We start from the raw sequence: 20863 nt of genomic DNA, 5'->3' as shown, positions 1-20863 counted from the left end.
AGGCGACTTGATCTGACGGAGTCGCACAATGACATTCTCGCTGGCCATCGTGGGCCGCCCCAACGTGGGCAAGTCCACGCTGTTCAATCGCCTTGTTGGGAAACGACTGGCGCTGGTGGATGACCAGCCCGGCGTAACGCGCGATTTGCGCGAAGGGGACGCACGCCTTGCGGACCTGCGCTTTACCGTGATCGACACCGCAGGTCTGGAAGACGCAACTGACGACAGCCTTCAAGGCCGGATGCGCCGCCTGACAGAACGTGCCGTGGACATGGCAGACATCTGTCTGTTCATGATCGACGCGCGGGTCGGCGTGACCCCCGTGGACGAAATATTTGCCGAAATCCTGCGCAAGCGGGCCAAGCACGTCATTCTGGCGGCGAACAAGGGCGAAGGCTCGGCTGCGGATGCGGGTGTGCTTGAGGCTTGGGGTCTGGGATTGGGTGAGCCGATCCGCCTTTCTGCCGAACACGGCGAAGGCATGAACGATCTTTACGTGCAGCTGCTGCCTCTGTCCGAGGAATTCGAAAAGCGCGCCGAAGAAGAAGCCCCCGAGACCGAGGTCGAAGTGGGCGACGATGAGGACGACTTTGACGCCGAGGCGGATGAAAAGGCCTTCCGTCCGACGGTTAACAAGCCGCTTCAGGTGGCCGTTGTTGGCCGACCGAACGCCGGTAAGTCTACGCTGATCAACAAAATTTTGGGCGAGGATCGTCTGCTGACGGGGCCGGAAGCGGGCATCACCCGTGACGCGATTGCCCTGCGCATTGACTGGAACGGCTTGCCCGTTCGGATCTTTGATACTGCCGGTATGCGCAAGCGCGCCAAGGTGCAGGACAAGGTTGAGAAGCTGTCGGTGTCCGACGGTCTGCGGGCGGTGAAGTTCGCCGAGGTTGTGGTGGTGCTGCTGGACGCGGCGATCCCCTTTGAACAACAAGATTTGCGCATCGCCGATCTGGCCGAACGCGAAGGCCGTGCGGTGGTTGTTGCGGTGAACAAGTGGGACATCGAGGATGAGAAGCAGGACAAGCTGAAGGAGTTGAAAGAATCCTTCGAGCGTCTGCTACCCCAGCTGCGCGGCGCACCGCTGATCACCGTTTCGGCCAAGACCGGCCGCGGGTTGGAGCGTCTGCGGGCGGCGATCGAACGCGCCCACGATGTGTGGAACCGCCGCGTCAGCACCGCGAAGCTGAACCGCTGGCTGGAAGGTATGGTTGCGGCGCACCCGCCGCCGGCACCCAACGGTCGCCGGATCAAGCTGCGCTATATGACGCAAGCCAAGACCCGTCCGCCGGGATTTGTGGTCATGTGCTCGCACCCTGATAAGATGCCCGAAAGCTATTCCCGATATCTTATCAATGGCTTGCGCGAGGACTTTGATATGCCCGGCACGCCGATCCGCCTTTATATGCGCGGGCAAGGGGACCGGAACCCCTATCAGAACAAGAAGAAGGCGCAGCCTTCGAAGCTGAAAAAGCACCTTGGCAAAGGACCGAAGACGTAAGGCCGGTTCGCCAGTGGTGTCCGCCGGGGGCTGTCTGCCCCCGGACCCCCGAAGGTATTTTAACCAAGATGAAAGGCGCGGGCGCGAGCTTGGCGCCTTTTTGTTTGGGCAGATTTAGGAAGGCAGTCGGATTAGCAGGAAGACCGCTGCGCGCACTGCGGGGATCAATCGCGTATCGAAGGTGAAACCTGCGAAGGCGCATGCGCTGAACTGCAGGGCGACGGTGAGTTCTTGTCAGAATGTGCTGGCCAGTGCGGAGGTCGCGCCGAAGCTGATGTAGGCGCCAGCGATAAGTGTGAGGGTCAGGGGAGCGATCAGCACCGAGGTCTGATCAGGGGCCAATAGGTGCAGCGGAACGCTGATCAGAAATAGGATCGCGCCGGTGCCAGCCGCTGATACAGGGCTCTTGAAGTGCCGGTTCAGTGATTTGCCGTTCGGGCGCATTATGTTCTTGCGAATTGAAAACGCCCGCCTTTTGCGAGGCGGGCGTCTTGTTGATCAGATCAGGGTGCCTTCGGCGGTCAGGGTGGTTTTCCCGCCCAAGTAGGGGTGCAGGACCTCTGGCAGGGTGATGCTGCCGTCTGCTTGCTGGCCGTTCTCTAGTACTGCGATGAGGCAGCGACCTACAGCGAGGCCCGAGCCGTTGAGGGTGTGCAGGAATTCGGGCTTGCCGCCGCCTGTGGGCTTGAAGCGGGCGTTCATGCGGCGGGCTTGGAAGTCACCGCAGACCGAGACCGAGCTGATCTCGCGGTATTTGTTCTGACCAGGCAGCCAGACTTCGATGTCATGGGTGCGGCGCGCACCAAAGCCCATGTCGCCGGTGCAGAGCGCAACGGTACGGTAGGGCAGGCCGAGGCGTTCAAGGATGCCTTCGGCGCAGGCGGTCATCCGGTCCAGTTCCCCGCGGCTGTCTTCGGGTTTGGTGATCGAGACCATTTCGACTTTTTCGAACTGGTGCTGCCGCAGCATGCCCGAGGTGTCACGGCCTGCGCTGCCGGCTTCCGAGCGGAAGCACTGGGTGTGGGCCACGTAGCGGCGGGGCAGGGTTGCCTCTTCGATGGTCTCGCCATTGACGAAGTTGGTCAGGGTGACCTCGGCGGTGGGCACCATCCACCAGCCGTTGGTGGTCTGATAGCTGTCTTCGCCGAACTTCGGCAGCTGGCCGGTGCCGTACATCATCTCTTCGCGGACCAGAACGGGGGTCCAAGCTTCGGTCAGGCCGTTTTCGTCCACATGGGTGTTCACCATGAACTGGGCCAGAGCGCGGTGGATGCGGGCGATGGAGCCGGTTAGCACCACAAAGCGCGAGCCGGACAGCTTGCCTGCGGTGGCAAAGTCCATACCGGGCACGACGCCTGCGATTTCAAAGTGTTCTTTGGCGTCAAAATCGATCTCGCGCGGGGTGCCCCAGCGTTTGATCTCGACGTTGTCTTCCTCATCGGCGCCGTCCGGCACATCGTCGAAGGGCAGGTTGGGGATGCCCATCAGCATCTCGGCCAGCTTGGCGTCTTCGGCTTTGGCCTCATCGTTCAGGCGGGCCACTTCGGCCTTTTTGTCGGCCACGAGGGTACGCAGGCGCTGGAATTCATCCTCATCGCCGCGGGCCTTGGCTGCGCCCACTTCCTTGCTGGCCTTGTTCTGTTCAGCCTGCGCGGTTTCGGCGGCCAGGATCTTTTCGCGGCGCGCGGTGTCAACGGCCAGGATCGAGGGCGAGACAGGCTCCATGCCCCGGCGGGCAAGTGCGGCGTCGAAAGCTGCTGCGTTCTCGCGGATGTAGCGGATGTCATGCATGGGTTTTGTCTCCTGAGTCGTCGCGGGTCTTATGCCCCAGATTTTCGCCAAGGTGTACCCAAGGCGTAAGGAGTTTGACCGTTCGCCTTTTGCGGTGTTGCGATTCGGTGCTTGCAGGGCGGGTGACGCAGGTGTCAGGCGCGAAATGCGGCAGCTTTCTGGCGGTCGTCCGGCAGATTACGGGACGTAAAGTGGGTCATTTTCTGGCATTTACCAAGTTTTCACCTTTTGAAGACGCAGGTTTTCTGAAATTTCGTTTAAAATCAGTTATTTGAGTGATACCTTTGGGGGGCCTCGCCATTTCTGGCTAGTCCAGAAAATCCTTTGGATATTTCAGTAATTTGTTAGCTCTGATTGCAGATATAAGATGTTTGCACGTGAGGATAGTAACCAATGCTTTTGTTAATGCTTTTCAGCATGTTGGGAATGGCTGGTGTCTACTCGTCAATTACCGGTGAGGGCATGTTCGGCGCCGAAGACGAGAACCTTGAGGGGTCCGAGGACAATGACGTTCTTGCGGGCTCGAAAGGCGATGACCTGATCAGAGGTGGCGGCGGGGAAGATTTGATCCTGTCGGGCGCCGGCGATGACACGATCGAAGGGGGCGACGGCGATGACATGCTGATCGGTGGCGAATTCCCTGATGTGGACACCAAGAACCTTGAAGGTAACGCGACCGCCGCGGCCGCGCTGGCGGATGCCATTGTCGGGGACATCATGGGGGTGATCACCGGGGGCTCTACCTCGATTGCCGATGGCACCGACTATTATGACGGTGGCGCTGGCGATGACATCATTCTGGATGGTCTTGCCGATGAGAATGACCAAGACACGCTGATCGGTGGCGACGGCGTTGATTTGCTGATGGACTTTGACGGCAGCTCGACCCTGCTGGGGGGCAGCGGCGATGACATGCTAATCGCGATGGAGACGCTGGACCGGACATTTGACGGTCAGGATATTCTGGATGGCGGTGACGGCAATGACACGCTGATCGGGGATCACGGCGATACTTTGATCGGCGGCGCGGGCGATGACTTTTTCTACACGGTCTACACCGGCGACGAAGATGTGCTGGAAATCGACGACTATGAAAGCGGCGAAATTATTTACATCGATTATGATGACTCTGACGTCATTTCTGCCTCGCGGGCGAATGTGTCCATCAGTATCCGCGATACCGCCGAGGGCGCGATGCTGTCGTACAATGGCGATGATCTGATGCTGGTGCGTGATGTTCTGGCGTCTCAGTTGTCGGGGAATGTCTACGCGACAGCGGGCGTCTGACCGCGATCTGCGCAAACTATCAGGACGAATGGGCAGGGTGCATGGGAAATGCGCCCCGCCGTGCCTTGCAAAGCATGCTTGCCGCGCATAGTTTCCGCCCGACACGCGGGAAAACCCGCCTACTTTGACAAGGAAGACCTCCAATGGAAGCATTCGCGCAGTTTGTGCCCCTCATCCTGATCTTCGCGATCATGTATTTCCTGCTGATCCGTCCCCAGCAGAAAAAGATGAAAGAACATCAGAATATGGTTCAGAACCTGCGTCGCGGCGATCAGGTTGTCACCCAAGGCGGCGTGATCGGTAAGGTTTCGAAAGTCAAAGACGACAACGAAGTGGAACTGGAAATCGCCGAAGGCGTCAAAGTTCGCGTCGTCAAGTCGACCATTGCGCAGGTTTTGAGCAAGACCGAACCGGCGAAGTCCGAGTAATTATTTCACCCAGACTTAAAGGGGCAGCGGATGCTTCAGATTGAGTTGTGGAAGCGCGTGCTGATCTGGGGCCTTGTGGCCATCGGTTTGGCACTGGCGCTGCCCAATGCGTTTTACAGCCGCGTCGAGCAGTCCAATGACGCTCAGGCGGCGATTGAAAAAGGCGCAGATACGCCGGAAAATCAGGAAAAGGCCGGTCTCTGGCCGTCGTTCCTGCCTTCCAGCATTGTGAACCTTGGTCTTGACCTGCGGGGCGGTGCCCATCTGCTGGCCGAAGTCCGGGTGGAAGATGTTTATGTCCAGCGCATGGAGGCCCTCTGGCCCGAGGTGCGCGATGCTCTGCGGGGCGAGCGTGCCGCCGTCGGTACCATTCGGCTTCAGGAAACAGACGCTGCTGACCAGCTGCGTGTGCGTATCAGCCAGCCCGAAGGCATCGACCGCGCGGTCGAGGTTGTTAGCGGTCTGGCCCGTCCTGTGACCTCGCTGACCGGTGCGGGTGCGAGCGATCTGGATGTGATCGCTCAAGGGGCCGACGTCATCATCACCTTGTCTGAGGCTGAAAAGCTGGCGACCGATGAGCGGACCTTGCGTCAGGCGCTGGAAATTATCCGTCGCCGTATCGACGAAGTTGGCACCCGTGAACCGACCATTCAGCGTCAGGGCACTGACCGGATCCTGATTCAGGTGCCCGGTATCGGGAGCGCCGCTGAGCTGAAGGCCATCATCGGCACCACCGCGCAATTGACCTTCCAGCCCGTCGTAAGCCGTGCCAACAGCGCCGATGCTGCCCCTGGTGTGGGCAACGAAGTGCTGCCGTCGCTGGACGAAAAAGATGTCTACTACATCCTAGAGCAAGCGCCGGTTGTCACTGGCGAGCAGCTGGTGGATGCGCAGCCGTCCTTTGACCAGAATGGCCGCCCTGCGGTCAGCTTCCGCTTTAATCCCCAAGGCGCGCGCAAGTTCGGGGACTACACCGCCGAGAATATCGGCAGCCCCTTTGCCATCGTTCTGGACGGCGAAGTCGTCAGCGCGCCGGTAATCCAAAGCCACATTCCGGGCGGGTCGGGCATCATCACCGGTAACTTTACCGTTGAGGAAAGCACCAATCTGGCGGTCCTTCTGCGGGCGGGCGCTTTGCCTGCCGGTCTGGATTTCCTTGAAGAGCGGACCATTGGCCCCGAACTGGGGCAGGACAGCATTGATGCCGGCAAGCTTGCGTCGGTCGTCGCGTCGCTTGCGGTGGTCGGCTTCATGGTGGCCAGCTACGGTCTCTTTGGCATCTTTGCCAACATCGCACTGGTGATCAACGTGGCGCTGATCTTTGGCCTCTTGTCGCTGATGGGGGCCACGCTGACCCTGCCGGGGATCGCGGGCATCGTTCTGACCATCGGTATGGCAGTGGACGCCAACGTGCTGGTGTTCGAGCGTATCCGCGAGGAACTGCGCACTGCAAAAGGTCCGGCCCGTGCGATCTCGCTTGGCTATGAAAAGGCTCTTAGCGCGATTGTGGATGCTAACCTGACCACCTTCCTGACGGCTGTGATCTTGTTCGTGATGGGATCGGGTCCGGTGCGGGGCTTTGCCGTGACACTGGGTCTGGGGATCGTTACCTCGGTCTTCACCGCCGTTTATGTCACCCGTCTGCTGGTTGTCCTGTGGTTCGACCGCAAGCGCCCCAAAACCATCGAGGTCTGAGATGCGTTTGAGATTTGTACCCGATGACACCAAGTTCGATTTCTTTGGCCGCGCAAAGCTATGGCTGGGGATTTCGATGGTCATGATCGTTCTGGCTTTTGGCAGCTTTATGCTGCGGGGCCTGAACTACGGGATCGACTTTCGTGGCGGCACGACGATCCGGACCGAAAGCGCACAGCCGGTGGATATCGGCGGCTATCGCAATGCGCTTGCGGGGCTGGCGCTTGGCGATGTGACCATCACCGAGGTCTTCGACCCCGGTTTCGGTCCTGACAAGAACGTCAGCATGATCCGCATTCAGGCGCAGAACGAAGAGGAATCCATCAGCGCCGAGATGATTGCCACCGTTGAGGCCGCACTGGCGGCTGATGTGCCTGACATCAAGTTCATCTCGGTCGAAAGCGTGGGGCCGAAGGTCTCGGGCGAGTTGATCCAGACGGCAGCTCTGGCGGTGATCGTGGCGATTGCCGTGGTGCTGGTCTACATCTGGATGCGCTTTGAATGGCAGTTCGCCGTAGGCGCGGTTGTGGCCCTGATCCACGACGTGATCCTGACGATCGGCGTCTTTTCGGAACTTCAGATCCGTTTCGATCTGGCGATCATCGCGGCGCTGCTGACCATCGTCGGCTATTCGCTGAACGATACGGTGGTTGTGTTTGACCGGGTTCGCGAGAACCTGCGCAAATACAAGAAGATGGAACTGAAAGAGCTGCTGAACCTCTCGATCAACGAGACCCTGAGCCGGACGTTCATGACCTCGTTCACCACGTTGATCGCGCTGATTGCGCTGCTGGTGCTGGGGGGCGATGTGATCCGAGGCTTCGTCTTTGCGATGACTTGGGGGATCGTGGTCGGTACCTACAGTTCGATCTTTGTGGCCTCGACCATCCTGTTGCAGTTGGGCGTCAAGCGCGACTGGTCCAAGGACAAGGACGGGCCAACAGGCAATCAGTTCGCCAACATCGACAGTTGATGCTAGAAAGCGCGGAACATGGTTTCCGCGCTTTTTTCTTTGTAGGAGCGCGCAGTTGAAAGGATCACACCCATGCGTATGAACGAGGTGGTTTTCACATCGGCCGTTCCTGTGGATGGCTACGGGCCGGGGTTCTTCCGCATTGGCGGACAAGTGGTCGAGGGCTCGGTTCTGATCAGTGATACCGGCGTTCGGGGCTGGGGCGGCTATGACGACGCCGAGCCGCTGCTGGCGCTGGTGGGGCAGGTGGATGTTCTGTTTATCGGCACCGGCGAAGAGGTGGCCCATATCCCCACCGGTCTGCGCAACCAGCTGGAAGAGGCGGGCCTTGGTGTCGAATCGATGACCTCGCCCGCGGCTTGCCGGACCTACAACGTGCTGCTTTCCGAAGGGCGCCGGATTGCCGCCGCCTTGCTGGCTGTTTGAGCGCGTGCGTTTGATGAATGGCGTGCAGGTGAGTATTTATTCGATAAAGAAGTCGAGGATTGGCTTCGCTGCCTGCGGCGGAATGTGCAGGCACGGGCGCTTTTCCTTTGCGGTGGGCTAGGATAGGTCTTTGACCATGGATCTGGTTCTGAACGATGTGACTGTGGCCCGTGGCGGCTTGCCGGTGCTGGAGGGGATTTCCTTCCGGTTGTCCGAGGGGCAAGCGATTGTCCTGCGCGGGCCGAACGGGGCGGGAAAAACCACGCTGCTGCGGACGGTGGCAGGATTGCAGCCTCCGATGGCGGGCTCGGTCGAAGGCGCCGAGGATCGTGTCGCCTATGCAGCCCATGCGGACGGGATCAAACAGGTTTTGACGGTGTCCGAAAACCTGCGCCTTTGGGCGGCAGTTTTCGGCGTGGCATCCATTGAAGCGGCGTTGGTGGCGTTCAATCTGGTAGAACTGGCGGATCGTCCAGCGGGATCATTGTCGGCGGGACAAAAGCGCCGCCTCGGGCTGGCGCGCCTCATGGTGACCGGACGCCCGATCTGGGTTCTGGATGAGCCAACTGTGTCGTTGGACGTGGCCTCGGTCGCGCTGTTTGCCGATGCGGTTCGGGGGCATCTGGCGGGCGGGGGCATGGCCCTGATGGCGACCCATATCGATTTGGGTCTGGAGGCGCAGGTCTTTGACGTGACCGGCTACAAAGCCAAGCTGCCCGCGGTCGATGATTTTGACGGAGGCTTCCTATGAAGGCGCTGCTGTTGCGCGATTTGAAGCTGGCCGTAAGGGCGGGCGGCGGTTTTGGTCTGGGTCTGGCCTTTTTCCTGATCGTGGTGGTGCTGGTTCCTTTCGGGGTTGGCCCTGAAAGCGGGTTGCTCTCGCGTATCGCCCCGGGCGTTCTGTGGATCGGCGCGCTGTTGGCCTGCCTTCTGTCTCTGGACCGGATTTTTGCGCTGGACTGGGAAGATGGCAGTCTGGACCTTCTGGCAACCGCGCCGGTCCCCCTTGAGGGGATTGTGACGATGAAGGCCTTGGCCCATTGGTTAACCACAGGTCTGCCTCTGGTGCTGGCCGCGCCTGCACTGGCCATTCTGCTGAATCTGCCTACCGAAGGGTTTGTCTGGCTGGTAGTCTCGCTTGGCGCCGGGACACCGGCGCTCAGCGTGATCGGGACCTTTGGTGCGGCCCTCACTGTCGGCATCAAGCGGGGGGGGTTGCTGCTGTCGCTGCTGGTGCTGCCGCTTTATGTGCCGACCCTGATTTTTGGCGCCGAAGTCGCGCGGCGCGGCGCTGAAGGCATGGCCACTCAGGTACCCGTGCTGATGCTGGCAGGGATCACATTTGCCGCAGTTGCGCTTTTGCCATTCGCTAGCGCCGCCGTTCTGCGTATAAACCTGCGTTAAGCAGCAAGAGCCACTGATCCGAAAGGAAAATCGCCCCATGTCGATTTGGGAATACGCGAACCCTAAGAAATTCATGGACACCACCGGACCGGTTTTGCCGTGGATCGGCGCATTGGCGGCGGTCCTTCTGGTCGTCGGCTTGTTCTGGGGGTTCTTCCTGACGCCTGACGACTACCGGCAGGGCTCGACCGTCAAGATCATCTATCTGCATGTGCCTTCGGCTTTTCTGGCCATCAACGCGTGGTTCATGATGCTGGTCGCCTCGCTGATCTGGCTGATCCGTCGCCATCACGTCAGCGCTCTTGCCGCCAAGGCCGCCGCGCCGGTGGGCGCCACGATGACTGTCATCGCACTGGTCACTGGCGCGATCTGGGGCCAACCCATGTGGGGCACCTGGTGGGAGTGGGACCCGCGCCTGACCTCATTCCTTGTTCTGTTTCTCTTCTACCTCGGTTACATGGCCCTCTGGGGCGCGATCGAGAATGATGACACCGCCGCCGACTTGACCAGTATCCTGTGCCTTGTGGGCTCGGTCTTCGCGATCCTTTCGCGCTATGCGGTAAACTTCTGGAACCAAGGCCTGCATCAGGGCGCATCGCTGAGCATGGATAAGGAAGAGAACGTGGCCGACGTCTTCTGGGTCCCGCTGCTGGTCTGCATGGGTGCCTTTGTGCTGCTGTTCCTCTATCTGGTGCTGACAGGCACCCATACGGAAATCAGAGCGCGCCGGACGCGGGCGCTTTTGGCACGGGAGCGCATGTCATGATCCCCGATCTCGGTAAATACGCAGATACGGTTCTGTCGGCCTACGCCGCCTCGCTGGTGCTAATGGCCGCACTGGTGGTGTTCTATATCTACCGCTCGCGCAAATCCCGCCGCGCACTGGAACAGATCGAACAAAGGATGCGCCGCGATGGCTAAAGTCTCACCGCTGATGATCCTGCCGCCGGTGATCTTCGCCGCATTGGCAGGCATGTTCTACGTGGGCATGTACAAGCAGGACAAAGAGCAACTGCCAACGGCTTTCGCCGGTCGCGAAGCGCCAGTCGTGGCCGTGACACCGCTTGCGGATAAGCCCATTTTTGATGATGCCACACTGCGTGACGGCCAGATCAAACTGGTGAACTTCTGGGCCAGCTGGTGCGCTCCTTGCCGGGTCGAGCATCCAAGCCTTACGCAACTCGCCGGCGAAGGCATCCCGATCTACGGTGTGAACTATAAGGACAAACCCGAAGCAGCCCTTAAATTCTTGGGCGAGCTTGGCGACCCTTACACCGCAATTGGCGCGGATGAGGCAGGGCGCATGGCGCTGGAATGGGGCGTTTACGGCGTGCCTGAAACCTATCTGGTGGACGGTGAAGGTAAGATCATCCTGCGGATTGCCGGTCCTGTCATCCAGCGCAATATCGAAGATACCCTGCGTCCCGCTCTTGAACAGCTGAAAGACAAGTGACCCGATCAAGGCTTCTTCTTGATCCAAGTACTCATGTCGGGGGCGCAAATCCCGTGCAAACTGCAAACTTCTTTATTGCATAAATACTCAAAAAACAGCGCGGCGCCTCCATCAAGAGACGCTGCTAAGTGTTTAAAAAGCCGAAAAAATCAGCCCTTGGCCAGATTGCGCAGCACATAGTGCAGAACGCCGCCGTTCTCGATGTATTCGATCTCGGGAGCCGTATCGATCCGGCATTTCAAGGTGATTGTCTTGGTCTCGCCAGAGCCATAGGTGATGTGGCACGGCACTTCGGCCAAGGGCTTCACCGTATCCAGACCTTCGATGCTGACGGTCTCATCACCCTTCAGCCCCAAGGTCTTGCGGGTGTCGCCGCCGGTGAACTCGAACGGGATCACCCCCATGCCCACTAGGTTTGACCGGTGGATACGCTCGAAATTCTCGGCGATCACGGCCTTCACGCCAAGCAGCGCGGTACCCTTCGCGGCCCAGTCGCGGGACGAGCCCGCACCATATTGCTCGCCGCCAAAAATCACCAAAGGCGTGCCCTGATCCTGATAGGCCATCGAGGCCTCATAGATCGTGGTCTGCGCCCCGTCCGGCCCTTTGGTGTAGCCGCCCTCAATCCCCTCCAGCATCTCGTTCTTGATGCGGATATTGGCGAAGGTGCCACGCATCATGACCTCATGGTTGCCTCGGCGCGAGCCATAGCTGTTGAACTCGCGCACGGGCACCTGATGGTCGCGCAGATACTGACCGGCAGGGGTGCTTTCCTTGAACGATCCCGCGGGCGAGATGTGGTCGGTCGTGACCATATCCCCAAGGATTGCCAGAACGCGGGCCCCTTCGATATTGCTGATGCTGCCTTTTTCGGGCGACATGCCTTGAAAGTAGGGCGGGTTCTGAATGTAGGTCGAACTCGGCGGCCAGTCGTAGGTCTCGCCACCCGAGACTTCGACCGCCTGCCATTTTTCATCGCCTTTAAAGACATCGGCGTATTTCGATTGAAAGCTCTCGCGGGTGACGGTCTTTTGCACCAGCTCGGCAATTTCGGCGTTCGAAGGCCAGATGTCTTTCAGGTAGACATCATTGCCGTTCTTGTCCTTGCCAAGCGGATCGGTGGCGATGTTCACATTCATATCGCCCACCAGCGCATAGGCCACCACCAGCGGCGGCGAGGCCAGATAGTTCGCCCGCACGTCGGGGCTGATCCGACCCTCAAAGTTGCGGTTCCCCGACAGGACCGAGGTCGCGATCAGATCATAATCGTTGATCGCCTTTGAGATCGGCGCATCCAGCGGGCCAGAGTTGCCGATACAGGTGGTGCAGCCATAGCCCACAAGGTTAAAGCCAATGGCGTCCAGATCCTCTTGCAGACCTGCCGCCTGCAAATAGTCCGAAACCACCTGCGATCCGGGTGCCAGCGATGTCTTGACCCAAGGTTTGCGGTCCAGCCCCAGCGCGCGCGCCTTGCGGGCCACCAGACCGGCCCCGATCATCACATATGGGTTCGAGGTGTTGGTGCAGGAGGTGATCGACGCGATCACAATCGAGCCGTCATGCAGCTGATATGCGCCGTCGTCGGTCTTGTACCAACCCTTCTTATGATGGCCGGTGTCGCCGGGGATATCGCGCGGCTCGGGTGCGCCGCCTTCACCTTCCCAGCGGACCTCTTCCTTGGCGCTGGCGTCTCTCCCGTCGCGAATCCCTTTCACAAACTGACCAAAGGCGCTGCCCGCGTCGGTCAGCGGGATGTAATCCTGCGGCCGCTTCGGCCCCGAGATCGCGGGCACGATGGTTCCCATATCCAGCGAGAGGGTCGAACTGTAGATCGGCGCATAATCCGCGCCGCGCCACATGCCGTTAGCCTTGGCATAGGCCTCGACCAGCGCGATGCGGTCCTTGTCGCGGCCGGTCTGCTGCATATAGCGCAGGGTCTCGGCGTCAATCGGGAAGAAACCACAGGTCGCACCATATTCAGGGGCCATATTGGCGATGGTGGCCCGCTGTGCAAGCGGCAGGTTGTCTAGACCCGCGCCATAGAACTCGACGAATTTATTCACCACGCCGTGGGCCCGCAGCATCTCGACGACCTTCAGAACAAGGTCGGTGCCGGTGGTGCCCTCGACCATCTCGCCGGTCAGCTCAAAGCCCACCACTTCGGGGATCAGCATCGAGATTGGCTGCCCCAGCATTGCCGCCTCAGCTTCGATCCCGCCAACGCCCCAGCCAAGAACAGCCGCGCCGTTTACCATCGTGGTGTGACTGTCAGTGCCCACCAGCGTATCGGGGTAGGCCACGATGTTCCCGTTCTGATCCGTGTCGGTCCAGACGGTCTGCGCCAGATATTCCAAGTTCACCTGGTGACAAATACCTGTTCCCGGTGGCACAACGCGGAAATTCTCGAACGCGGTTTGCCCCCATTTCAGGAACTGATACCGCTCCATGTTCCGCTCATATTCGCGGTCCACATTCATCTGGAAAGCCCGTGGGTTGCCGAATTCATCGATCATGACCGAGTGATCGATGACCAGATCCACAGGGTTCAAAGGGTTGATCTTCTGTGCGTCGCCGCCAAGAGCCTTGATCCCGTCGCGCATCGCTGCCAGATCGACCACCGCCGGAACGCCGGTGAAATCCTGCATCAGCACGCGGGCAGGGCGGTAGGCAATCTCGCGCGGGTTCTGGCCCCCTTGTGCGGCCCAGTCGGAAAACGCTTTGATGTCATCGACCGAGACCGAGAAGCCGTCGTCTTCAAACCGCAGCAGGTTTTCCAGCACCACCTTCAATGCTGCAGGCAGTTTCGAGAAATCGCCAAGCCCTGCGTCTTGTGCGGCGGAAATCGAATAGTAGGAAACAGACTGATCCCCGACGCTCAAAGTACTGCGGGTTTTTGCGGTGTCTGTGCCGGTCTGAATGGTCATTCTGGCCTGCCTTTCAAATGGTGGGGGTAAAGCTGGAAACATTATGTCTTGGACTTAAAACGCGGTTCGGCCTTTACAAGTTCCGCTGTATGCAAATGTATACGAAACTTGTTTCACGATGCTGTGTGCTGTAAAATCTCTCGCAATTCGTTGATTGGTTTTCACTTGGAAAATGGCGTAACACAGTTTGACGCATCAAGGATGAAGGGTTGGAATGAAACGGATCGGCGCGCTTTTCTCGGTCTTGGCCTGTTTTGCAGCAGCTCCGCAGGGGGCACAGGCGGAACCCGATCCGATCGTTATTGAACTGTTCACGTCGCAAGGATGCTCGTCCTGCCCGTCGGCGGATGCACTCTTAGCCAAGCTGGCCAGTCGCGATGACGTTTTGGCCCTGTCGCTGCACGTGGATTACTGGGATTACATCGGCTGGCCCGATGAATTTGCGATGCCGCAATTTACCAAGCGCCAAAAGGGCTATGCCCGCGCTATGGGCGAGCGGATGATCTACACCCCCCAGATGATCTTGGAAGGTCAGACTCATGTGGTTGGAAACCGCCCGATGGATGTGGCCGACGCGCTGATGCGCGTGTCTGAGACGCGGGGGGGATCGGACATGACCGCCAGCCTTGCGGGCGATCAGTTGACAGTCAGTGTCTACCAGATGCCCGCTGCGAAAGAGCCGATGTTGCTGCAACTGGTGTCTTACACCCCGAGCGAGACCGTGAAAATCGGCAGGGGCGAGAATGCGGGCAAAGAAGTGACTTACGTAAACGTCGTCACATCGTGGCAGGTGCTGACGGAATGGGATGGGCAGGGCACCCTGTCCATGACCTTGCCTGAGACGCCCGCTAATCAGCCTTTGGCGCTGATCCTTCAGCACCCCCGTCAGGGTGCAATCGAGGCTGCGGCCCTTCTGCGCTGACGTTCCTGTCGCCCCGGTTTCCAGCGGCGATGGACCCAGAACCACTGTTCCGGATGACGCTGGATTCGCGCTTCAAGCGTTTGTGTCATCGCAACGGTTTGCGCGACGGCATCCCCTGCGGTTAAGGGCGCATCGAATTCCGCTTTGAAGCCAAGGCCGTCCGGCTGGCGGATGCCAAAGAACGGCACCAGCAGCGCATCGGTTTTGGCCGCGATCTCTGCCGCCGACGTGAGGGTCGGCGCAGGTTTCCCAAGGAAATCAACAGGCACGCCGCCACTGTCGTAGATGTCGAATAGCAGAACAGCCATGCCGCCTTGCCGCATGTGCCGGACTAGACCCATCGTGCCGCGACGCCCCTGTTCAAACACCGGCCCGCACAGATCATGCATGTTCTGCGCGTAATGCTGGTTGAAATAGGGGTTCGACAGGGGGCGATAGAGCCCGCCAATCTGAAAACCCTGTTTGACCAGCGCGGCGCGGGGCGCTTCGAAGTTGCCGAAGTGACCGGTGACAAACAGCACCGGCCGTCCTTCGGCTTTGGCTTTGTGGATCGCGTCCAGCCCGTCACCGCTAAGCGTTGTACTGTCGGCCCGTTTGAACAGATCCTTGAGCGAATAATTCTCGATCGTGGTGCGGCCGAAGTTGTTGCAGCACCCTTCGGCAATCTGGCGCTTTTCGTCCTGATCCATTTCGGGCCAGACATAGTCCAGATTGCTGATCGCCCGATCCAGATACCCAGCACGGGGCGCGATCCAGCGCTGGACCACATGCCCCATCAGGGCCACGCGCTGTGCGTAGGGCAGCGCCAGCGCCGTGCGGATCAAGCCGCGCAAGGCACGGTCCTGAGCCCATTCGCTCCAAGTGCCTGTGATCTCGGTGCGCGCTGCGCTGTCGGTCATCGGCTTTGATCCATTCCGTCCTGTGTGACCCATTCACATAAAGAGCGATGGGTTTGTTCACAAGGCTGACCGGATGGTTAATTCTGGCGAACCCCTTGGCCGGGGACCAGCAGAGTAATCTCTCCTTCGTTTTGCAAGCGGCGCAGGGTCTTGATCGCCTGCGCCATCGCGTTTTCGGTCTGTGCGGTGTCGGGGGGCGTGATCTCGCGGGCGGTTTCGCGCAACTGGTCCGCAAGACGCTTTGACATGTTTTCCAGCAGGAAGTCACAGGCATCGCGATCCTGCCCTTCGTCTGTCCCTGCGATGATTGTGGCCATCATTTCATCCCCGACTTCGCGGGCAAGGGTGGGGGCATCCAAGGGTTTCAAACGCTCTGGCAGGTCAGAGAAGGTCAGAATTGCGCGACGCAGGGCCTGAGCGAAGTCCGCGTCATTCTCTTCAATGCCAGTCAGCACCTCTTCACGGGTCGAGGATTTCGAGACATCCAAAATCTCGCCCAAACGTTTCGCAGGAGGCGCCTCAAAGGCCCGTTGGGGGCTGCGGTCGATCTGGGTCGCAAGCGCCAGACCGATTCGATAGACCGCCTCAGGCGTCACTTTTTCGGTCTGTGAGACCGCATAGGCGATGCGCCGCGCCTCAGTCCCCGGCATCAGGCTTAGCAGGGTCGCGGCCTTGTCCACGGGCAGTTTAGAGATCGCGACCGCCGCGACCTCGGTGCTTTCGCGGCCAATGAGTTCCAGCAAGGCGTCATTTTCTAGGCCCGCGACACGGGCCCAAGGATCGCCTTTCTGGCGCACGCCTGCCTCACGCCGCAGGCGGGCCGAGGTTTCCGGACTAAGGCAGCCGTCCAGTTCATCCAAAGCGCCCGCAAGCCCGTCCGGGAAGGACAGACCCACAGCCTCAAGCTCTTCGGTGAATTCGGTGACCACCCCTGTCAGCGTTGTCTGATCGATCAGGCGTAATTGTCCCATGGCCTGTGTCAGGGCCTGTTGCAGATGTTCGGGCAATTCGGAAATCGGGATATCCGCCCCTTCGGACATCAGAAAACGCACGATGATTGCCGCCTTATGGCGACGGGTCAAAACCGCCGGAGCGCGGCTGGCATTGGGTGCGATTTGAGCCAGATCTTGGGTCATTGGGGCCTCGTCTTATACGTGGCCACCTTAGCTGGGGGTTCGTGAAGAAACCCTTACCGGAAAACAGATAATTCCGATCAGATCACAGTTGCAGGATCGGCGTGCGCGCGTCCAACTGTTCAAAGGCGCTGCGGTGTTGCAGGACGGTCAGGGCGTGACGGGTCAATTGGGACACAGACATCCGGCCATCCAGATGGGCCACGGGCAGGCCCATTTTCTTGATCCATCTCAGATGGTTCTTGCGGCTGCGCCCATCGAAACGCGGATTGTCGTAACGGCTGGCCCAACCCATGAAACATTCGTGGGTCAGATACATGTCGCCGCCTTCGCGGATGCGGTCGCCGTAGCGGGCAATCTCGCGCTCTTTCAGACGTTTCATGCGCAGGGCCGCAGGGGTGTAGACGAACAGCAGAAGATCGGCGTCCTCGACCAGCTCCTCGCCCCAACCCATGAGCGAGCCGGATATGATCCAGTCGCGGCCTTCGCAAGCTTGACGCATCGCGATCAGGCGCTCAGGCACGGTGGTTTTCTCGGAGTAGGGGACCGGAGTTTGTTTCCAGTAAAAATCGTCTGTGTCCAGAAGCTGCACATTTAGAGCCTCGGACAACGCTCGGCCCAGAGTCGTAACACCAGACCCGGCGGCACCTAAAATGTGGATTCTGCGAGACATAACATGACTCTCCACTTCGGATTTCAACGCGAGGCTAGACCTTTGGGGTCAAACCCTACCCGAAAGGTTACTTTGCAGGTGCAGCATAAAGCAACAATTTCTTAATCTTTGAGTAACAGTTTCTTTTAACCTTCTGGTCAAAGAAAAACCGCCGCGCTCAGGGTGAGCGCGGCGGCTAATGTCAGTCGGCTTCAGGCGAAACTCAGGCTTCGCCGAAGACGCGCTTGAAGATCGTGTCCACGTGTTTGGTGTGGTAGTCCATGTCAAACTTGGCGTTGATGCCGTCTTCGCCCAGAGCGGCGACAACTTCGGCATCGGCCAGCAGCATTTCACGGAAATCGACGCGATCTTCCCAGACTTTCAGGGCGTTGCGCTGCACCATCGAGTAGGCGTCTTCACGCGACACACCCGCTTGGGTCAGAGCCAGAAGCACGCGCTGTGACATGACCAGACCGGGGAATTTGTTCATGTTGTCCAGCATGTTCTGCGGGAACACCAACATCTTGTCGATCACACCGGTCAGACGGGCCAGCGCGAAATCAAGGGTGATGGTGACGTCGGGACCAATCGCGCGCTCAACCGAGCTGTGGCTGATGTCACGCTCGTGCCAAAGGGCGACGTTTTCCATCGCGGGGACAACGGCCATGCGCACCAGACGGGCCAGACCGGTCAGGTTCTCGGTCAGAACGGGGTTCTTCTTGTGGGGCATCGCCGACGAGCCTTTCTGGCCCATCGAGAAGAATTCCGCGCCTTCCAGCACTTCGGTCCGCTGCATGTGGCGGATTTCAATCGCGACGTTCTCGATCGACGAGGCGATCACACCCAGCACGGCAAAGAACATGGCGTGACGGTCGCGGGGGATAACCTGTGTGCTGATCGGTTCGGGGCTCAGACCCAGCTTTTCGCAAACATGCTCTTCGACGCGGGGGTCAATGTTGGCGAAGGTGCCAACCGCGCCCGAGATCGCGCCGGTGGCGATTTCTTCACGAGCGGCCTTCAGACGCGCAAGGTTGCGGTCCATTTCCGCGTAGAAGCGGGCAAAGGTCAGACCCATGGTGGTGGGCTCGGCGTGGATGCCGTGGCTGCGGCCGACGCGGACGGTGTTCTTATGCTCCATCGCGCGCTTTTTCAGGGCGGCCAGCAGGCCTTCCATGTCTTTGATCAGGATGTCGGAGGCGCGGACCAGCTGCACGTTCAGGCAGGTGTCCAGCACGTCCGACGAGGTCATGCCCTGATGCACAAAGCGGGCTTCTTCGCTGCCCACATGCTCGGCCAGGTGGGTCAGGAACGCGATGACGTCGTGCTTGGTGACGGCTTCGATCTCGTCGATGCGGGCCACGTCGAATTCCACGTCCTTGGCTTTCCAGACCGCGTCCGCGTTCTCTTGCGGGATCACACCCAGCGCGGCTTGTGCGTCACAGGCGTGGGCTTCGATCTCGTACCAGATCTTGAACTTGGTTGCGGGTTCCCAGATCTGGGTCATTTCGGGACGGGAGTAACGGGGGATCATCGGCTGGCCCTTCCTTGCGTTTAGCGTTGCGCGCGTCATAGACCTTGAAAGCCATATGAACAAGCGGAGGCGGGCGATGGGACCGCAGGCACTGACAGATTTCGCCGGAAACTGGCGTATTATGCGCGAGATTGCCGACCAGAAGGCGGGCCAAGTGGGCCGTTTGACCGGCGAGGCACGGTTTACGGCTGACGCCGAGGGGCTGGCCTATCACGAAAACGGATGGCTTGAGATGGGCGGTGGCCGGATGCAGGCGACCCGCGATTACCTGTGGCGGGAAGGTGCAGGGCGCGTGGATGTGCTGTTCGGCGATGGCCGGTATTTCCATTCGTTCGATCTGGGGCAGGCCGCGCCCGAGGCTGCCCATTGGTGCGATCCGGATCAGTATGACGTGACCTATGATTTCTCGGACTGGCCGCGCTGGCGGTCGGTCTGGATCGTCAAGGGCCCGCGTAAGGATTACCGGATGGAGACCCAGTTTAGCCCGCTGTGATCAGTCGATAAACTCGACTTCGGTGTTGATCGCAGCGCATCCTTCTAGAGTTTTATGAACTGGGCATTTATCTGCGATTTCAATCAGTTTGTTGCGAATGTTCATGTCGTTTGGAACGCCGAAAAGGCGGATCACGCGGGTAAAGCTGTCGATCCGTTCGCCAATTGGCAGGCCCGCGTCCTGCGCGTGAACCTTGTCGTGATTTACGGCAACTTCCACGTGGCGCAGGTCTACGCCGCGCTTGCGGGCGTACATGCGGATGGTCATCGATGTGCAGGCACCTAGACCGGCCGACAGGAACCCATAGGGCGATAACCCCTGATCTGTGCCGCCGTAGGCCTCTGGCTCATCCGCCAGAAGGTGGTGATTGGGGCCGGATTGGATGTCTTGCAAGAAACCTTCTGGATCGGCCTCGGCCACTTGAATGATGCCCTCAGGCGCACCGGGGGGCGGTGCTGGCGGGGTCAGATGCAGGTAACGGGTTGCCCAAGCCGCGATCATCGAGGCCGCGTATTCCGCGTCATGCTGGTCCGACAACAGGTGGTCCGAGCTATCCAGTGTCACAAAGCTTTTCGGATGCTTGGCGCGGGTGAAAATCTGGGTGGCATTCTGGATGCTGACCACTTCGTCTTTGGGGGCATGCAGAACCAACAGCGCTGCGCCTAGATGTTCGATGGCGTTTCGGGTGCGCGATTCGTCCAGCGATTCGACGAATTCTTTGCCGATCCGCAGGGTGCTGTCGCCGATCACAACCTCGGCGCTGCCTGTGGCTGTGATCTCGGGCAGGGCGGGTTCGAAATGGCGGGTCACATGGGCGGGGTCATAGGGCGCGCCGATGGTGGCGACCGCCTGAATGCCGGGAATGTCCGGTGCAACTGTCAGCACCGCGCTGCCGCCCAACGAATGGCCGACCAGCAGGCTTGGGGCCATGTCGCGCTGGGTCAGATAGGTTGCGGCGGCTTTCAGATCCTCAAGGTTCGTGGTCAGGGTTGTCGCCCCGAAATCCCCCTCGGATTGGCCAAGGCCGGTGAAGTCGAACCGTAGCACCGCAATGCCAGCGGCTGCCAGACGGCGGGAAATGCGGCTGGCGGCCAGCGAATCCTTGGTGCAGGCAAAACAATGGGCGAAAAGCGCGGTCGCCAGATGGGGACCTTTCGGCTGTTCAAGTCGCGCAGACAGCGTATAGCCCGCGTGTCCCGTGAAGGTCACTTTTTCCAGTGGCATGCGTTTCCCCGAAGTGGTTTCTTTACTAGCTGTTGCAAACGGCGCGCTTGGGCAAGAGGATTGAAACAAGAATGCCGATGAGGTGATCACTTTGCGGTGTTTCACCGGAATAAAAATAGAAGTG

Annotated in this window: 21 protein-coding genes; 13 read left to right on the top strand and 8 right to left on the bottom strand. The window is 59.6% G+C overall.

Translation table 11 applies throughout. The annotated features are described in order from the left end of the window. The first annotated feature begins 28 nt into the window (after window positions 1-28). A complete protein-coding gene (gene der, locus CLV74_RS09595) occupies window positions 29-1504 on the top strand; it encodes a ribosome biogenesis GTPase Der (RefSeq protein WP_106264015.1) in 1476 nt (491 codons plus the stop codon). Between the two features lie 234 nt (window positions 1505-1738). On the opposite strand, the gene CLV74_RS09590 is transcribed toward der, so the two are convergent. Further along, window positions 1739-1948, bottom strand: coding sequence for a hypothetical protein (locus tag CLV74_RS09590; protein WP_106264014.1), 210 nt, complete (start codon window positions 1946-1948; stop codon window positions 1739-1741). 54 nt (window positions 1949-2002) lie between these two features. Continuing rightward, window positions 2003-3295 (bottom strand): serine--tRNA ligase, encoded by a 1293-nt coding sequence (serS, locus tag CLV74_RS09585; RefSeq protein WP_106264013.1) that lies wholly within the window; start codon window positions 3293-3295, stop codon window positions 2003-2005. Window positions 3296-3688: 393 nt separating this feature from the next. Between serS and CLV74_RS09580 the strand changes: the two genes are divergently transcribed. The 10 genes from CLV74_RS09580 to CLV74_RS09535 all read left to right on the top strand — a co-directional run bounded on the left by CLV74_RS09580 (window position 3689) and on the right by CLV74_RS09535 (window position 10961). Beyond that, window positions 3689-4582: a calcium-binding protein gene (locus CLV74_RS09580; protein WP_106264012.1), complete on the top strand. Its 894-nt coding sequence runs from the start codon at window positions 3689-3691 to the stop codon at window positions 4580-4582. 143 nt (window positions 4583-4725) lie between these two features. Then, a complete protein-coding gene (gene yajC / locus CLV74_RS09575) occupies window positions 4726-5010 on the top strand; it encodes a preprotein translocase subunit YajC (protein ID WP_106264011.1) in 285 nt (94 codons plus the stop codon). 30 nt (window positions 5011-5040) lie between these two features. Then, on the top strand, window positions 5041-6705 hold the full coding sequence (gene secD / locus CLV74_RS09570; protein ID WP_106264010.1) for a protein translocase subunit SecD: 1665 nt from the start codon (window positions 5041-5043) through the stop codon (window positions 6703-6705). A 1-nt stretch (window position 6706) separates the two neighbouring features. Beyond that, a complete protein-coding gene (gene secF / locus CLV74_RS09565; RefSeq protein WP_106264009.1) occupies window positions 6707-7678 on the top strand; it encodes a protein translocase subunit SecF in 972 nt (323 codons plus the stop codon). Between the two features lie 72 nt (window positions 7679-7750). Further along, on the top strand, window positions 7751-8104 hold the full coding sequence (locus tag CLV74_RS09560; RefSeq protein WP_106264008.1) for an Mth938-like domain-containing protein: 354 nt from the start codon (window positions 7751-7753) through the stop codon (window positions 8102-8104). 136 nt (window positions 8105-8240) lie between these two features. Continuing rightward, the gene (ccmA, locus tag CLV74_RS09555; protein ID WP_106264007.1) at window positions 8241-8855 is read left to right on the top strand and encodes a heme ABC exporter ATP-binding protein CcmA; all 615 of its coding nucleotides are present in this window, start codon (window positions 8241-8243) and stop codon (window positions 8853-8855) included. Then, complete coding sequence (gene ccmB / locus CLV74_RS09550; protein WP_106264006.1) at window positions 8852-9508, top strand: heme exporter protein CcmB; 657 nt, start codon at window positions 8852-8854, stop codon at window positions 9506-9508. The genes ccmA and ccmB overlap by 4 nt, the downstream gene beginning before the upstream one ends. A 37-nt stretch (window positions 9509-9545) precedes the next feature. Beyond that, window positions 9546-10274 carry a heme ABC transporter permease gene (locus tag CLV74_RS09545; RefSeq protein WP_106264005.1) on the top strand — a complete coding sequence of 243 codons (729 nt, stop codon included), beginning with the start codon at window positions 9546-9548 and terminating at the stop codon, window positions 10272-10274. Next, window positions 10271-10429 (top strand): heme exporter protein CcmD, encoded by a 159-nt coding sequence (gene ccmD, locus CLV74_RS09540; RefSeq protein WP_211299025.1) that lies wholly within the window; start codon window positions 10271-10273, stop codon window positions 10427-10429. The genes CLV74_RS09545 and ccmD overlap by 4 nt, the downstream gene beginning before the upstream one ends. Continuing rightward, entirely contained in the window at window positions 10422-10961 is a 540-nt protein-coding gene (locus CLV74_RS09535; RefSeq protein ID WP_106264004.1) for a DsbE family thiol:disulfide interchange protein, read from the top strand. The genes ccmD and CLV74_RS09535 overlap by 8 nt, the downstream gene beginning before the upstream one ends. Before the next feature lie 149 nt (window positions 10962-11110). On the opposite strand, the gene acnA is transcribed toward CLV74_RS09535, so the two are convergent. Then, a complete protein-coding gene (gene acnA, locus CLV74_RS09530; RefSeq protein ID WP_106264003.1) occupies window positions 11111-13885 on the bottom strand; it encodes an aconitate hydratase AcnA in 2775 nt (924 codons plus the stop codon). Window positions 13886-14099: 214 nt separating this feature from the next. Between acnA and CLV74_RS09525 the strand changes: the two genes are divergently transcribed. Next, window positions 14100-14807 carry a DUF1223 domain-containing protein gene (locus CLV74_RS09525; protein ID WP_106264002.1) on the top strand — a complete coding sequence of 236 codons (708 nt, stop codon included), beginning with the start codon at window positions 14100-14102 and terminating at the stop codon, window positions 14805-14807. On the opposite strand, the gene CLV74_RS09520 is transcribed toward CLV74_RS09525, so the two are convergent. The 4 genes from CLV74_RS09520 to purB form a co-directional block, all read right to left on the bottom strand. Beyond that, window positions 14771-15706 (bottom strand): lysophospholipid acyltransferase family protein, encoded by a 936-nt coding sequence (locus CLV74_RS09520; RefSeq protein WP_106264001.1) that lies wholly within the window; start codon window positions 15704-15706, stop codon window positions 14771-14773. The genes CLV74_RS09525 and CLV74_RS09520 overlap by 37 nt on opposite strands. 77 nt (window positions 15707-15783) lie before the next feature. Continuing rightward, window positions 15784-16842, bottom strand: a complete 1059-nt coding sequence (locus CLV74_RS09515; RefSeq protein ID WP_106264000.1) for a FliG C-terminal domain-containing protein — start codon at window positions 16840-16842, stop codon at window positions 15784-15786. An 82-nt stretch (window positions 16843-16924) separates the two neighbouring features. Further along, entirely contained in the window at window positions 16925-17512 is a 588-nt protein-coding gene (locus CLV74_RS09510; RefSeq protein WP_106263999.1) for a P-loop NTPase family protein, read from the bottom strand. Between the two features lie 202 nt (window positions 17513-17714). Further along, on the bottom strand, window positions 17715-19022 hold the full coding sequence (purB, locus tag CLV74_RS09505; protein ID WP_106263998.1) for an adenylosuccinate lyase: 1308 nt from the start codon (window positions 19020-19022) through the stop codon (window positions 17715-17717). Between the two features lie 76 nt (window positions 19023-19098). Between purB and CLV74_RS09500 the strand changes: the two genes are divergently transcribed. Further along, the gene (locus CLV74_RS09500; protein ID WP_106263997.1) at window positions 19099-19515 is read left to right on the top strand and encodes a DUF6314 family protein; all 417 of its coding nucleotides are present in this window, start codon (window positions 19099-19101) and stop codon (window positions 19513-19515) included. On the opposite strand, the gene CLV74_RS09495 is transcribed toward CLV74_RS09500, so the two are convergent. Beyond that, the gene (locus CLV74_RS09495) at window positions 19516-20739 is read right to left on the bottom strand and encodes a bifunctional alpha/beta hydrolase/OsmC family protein (protein ID WP_106263996.1); all 1224 of its coding nucleotides are present in this window, start codon (window positions 20737-20739) and stop codon (window positions 19516-19518) included. Window positions 20740-20863 lie beyond the last annotated feature (124 nt).

This window comes from Donghicola tyrosinivorans (assembly GCF_003003355.1).
GTDB classification, from domain to species: Bacteria; Pseudomonadota; Alphaproteobacteria; order Rhodobacterales; family Rhodobacteraceae; genus Donghicola; species Donghicola tyrosinivorans.
Note: the sequence above shows the minus strand (reverse complement) of the source record. Positions and strands in the feature narration are given on the sequence as shown.

What these genes read in the sequence shown, in the direction of transcription:
- der (WP_106264015.1), top strand. Translation starts at nt 29, where the DNA reads ATGACATTCTCGCTGGCCATCGTGGGCCGCCCCAACGTGGGCAAGTCC.
- CLV74_RS09590 (WP_106264014.1), bottom strand. Translation starts at nt 1,948, where the DNA reads ATGCGCCCGAACGGCAAATCACTGAACCGGCACTTCAAGAGCCCTGTA.
- serS (WP_106264013.1), bottom strand. Translation starts at nt 3,295, where the DNA reads ATGCATGACATCCGCTACATCCGCGAGAACGCAGCAGCTTTCGACGCC.
- CLV74_RS09580 (WP_106264012.1), top strand. Translation starts at nt 3,689, where the DNA reads ATGCTTTTGTTAATGCTTTTCAGCATGTTGGGAATGGCTGGTGTCTAC.
- yajC (WP_106264011.1), top strand. Translation starts at nt 4,726, where the DNA reads ATGGAAGCATTCGCGCAGTTTGTGCCCCTCATCCTGATCTTCGCGATC.
- secD (WP_106264010.1), top strand. Translation starts at nt 5,041, where the DNA reads ATGCTTCAGATTGAGTTGTGGAAGCGCGTGCTGATCTGGGGCCTTGTG.
- secF (WP_106264009.1), top strand. Translation starts at nt 6,707, where the DNA reads ATGCGTTTGAGATTTGTACCCGATGACACCAAGTTCGATTTCTTTGGC.
- CLV74_RS09560 (WP_106264008.1), top strand. Translation starts at nt 7,751, where the DNA reads ATGCGTATGAACGAGGTGGTTTTCACATCGGCCGTTCCTGTGGATGGC.
- ccmA (WP_106264007.1), top strand. Translation starts at nt 8,241, where the DNA reads ATGGATCTGGTTCTGAACGATGTGACTGTGGCCCGTGGCGGCTTGCCG.
- ccmB (WP_106264006.1), top strand. Translation starts at nt 8,852, where the DNA reads ATGAAGGCGCTGCTGTTGCGCGATTTGAAGCTGGCCGTAAGGGCGGGC.
- CLV74_RS09545 (WP_106264005.1), top strand. Translation starts at nt 9,546, where the DNA reads ATGTCGATTTGGGAATACGCGAACCCTAAGAAATTCATGGACACCACC.
- ccmD (WP_211299025.1), top strand. Translation starts at nt 10,271, where the DNA reads ATGATCCCCGATCTCGGTAAATACGCAGATACGGTTCTGTCGGCCTAC.
- CLV74_RS09535 (WP_106264004.1), top strand. Translation starts at nt 10,422, where the DNA reads ATGGCTAAAGTCTCACCGCTGATGATCCTGCCGCCGGTGATCTTCGCC.
- acnA (WP_106264003.1), bottom strand. Translation starts at nt 13,885, where the DNA reads ATGACCATTCAGACCGGCACAGACACCGCAAAAACCCGCAGTACTTTG.
- CLV74_RS09525 (WP_106264002.1), top strand. Translation starts at nt 14,100, where the DNA reads ATGAAACGGATCGGCGCGCTTTTCTCGGTCTTGGCCTGTTTTGCAGCA.
- CLV74_RS09520 (WP_106264001.1), bottom strand. Translation starts at nt 15,706, where the DNA reads ATGACCGACAGCGCAGCGCGCACCGAGATCACAGGCACTTGGAGCGAA.
- CLV74_RS09515 (WP_106264000.1), bottom strand. Translation starts at nt 16,842, where the DNA reads ATGACCCAAGATCTGGCTCAAATCGCACCCAATGCCAGCCGCGCTCCG.
- CLV74_RS09510 (WP_106263999.1), bottom strand. Translation starts at nt 17,512, where the DNA reads ATGTCTCGCAGAATCCACATTTTAGGTGCCGCCGGGTCTGGTGTTACG.
- purB (WP_106263998.1), bottom strand. Translation starts at nt 19,022, where the DNA reads ATGATCCCCCGTTACTCCCGTCCCGAAATGACCCAGATCTGGGAACCC.
- CLV74_RS09500 (WP_106263997.1), top strand. Translation starts at nt 19,099, where the DNA reads ATGGGACCGCAGGCACTGACAGATTTCGCCGGAAACTGGCGTATTATG.
- CLV74_RS09495 (WP_106263996.1), bottom strand. Translation starts at nt 20,739, where the DNA reads ATGCCACTGGAAAAAGTGACCTTCACGGGACACGCGGGCTATACGCTG.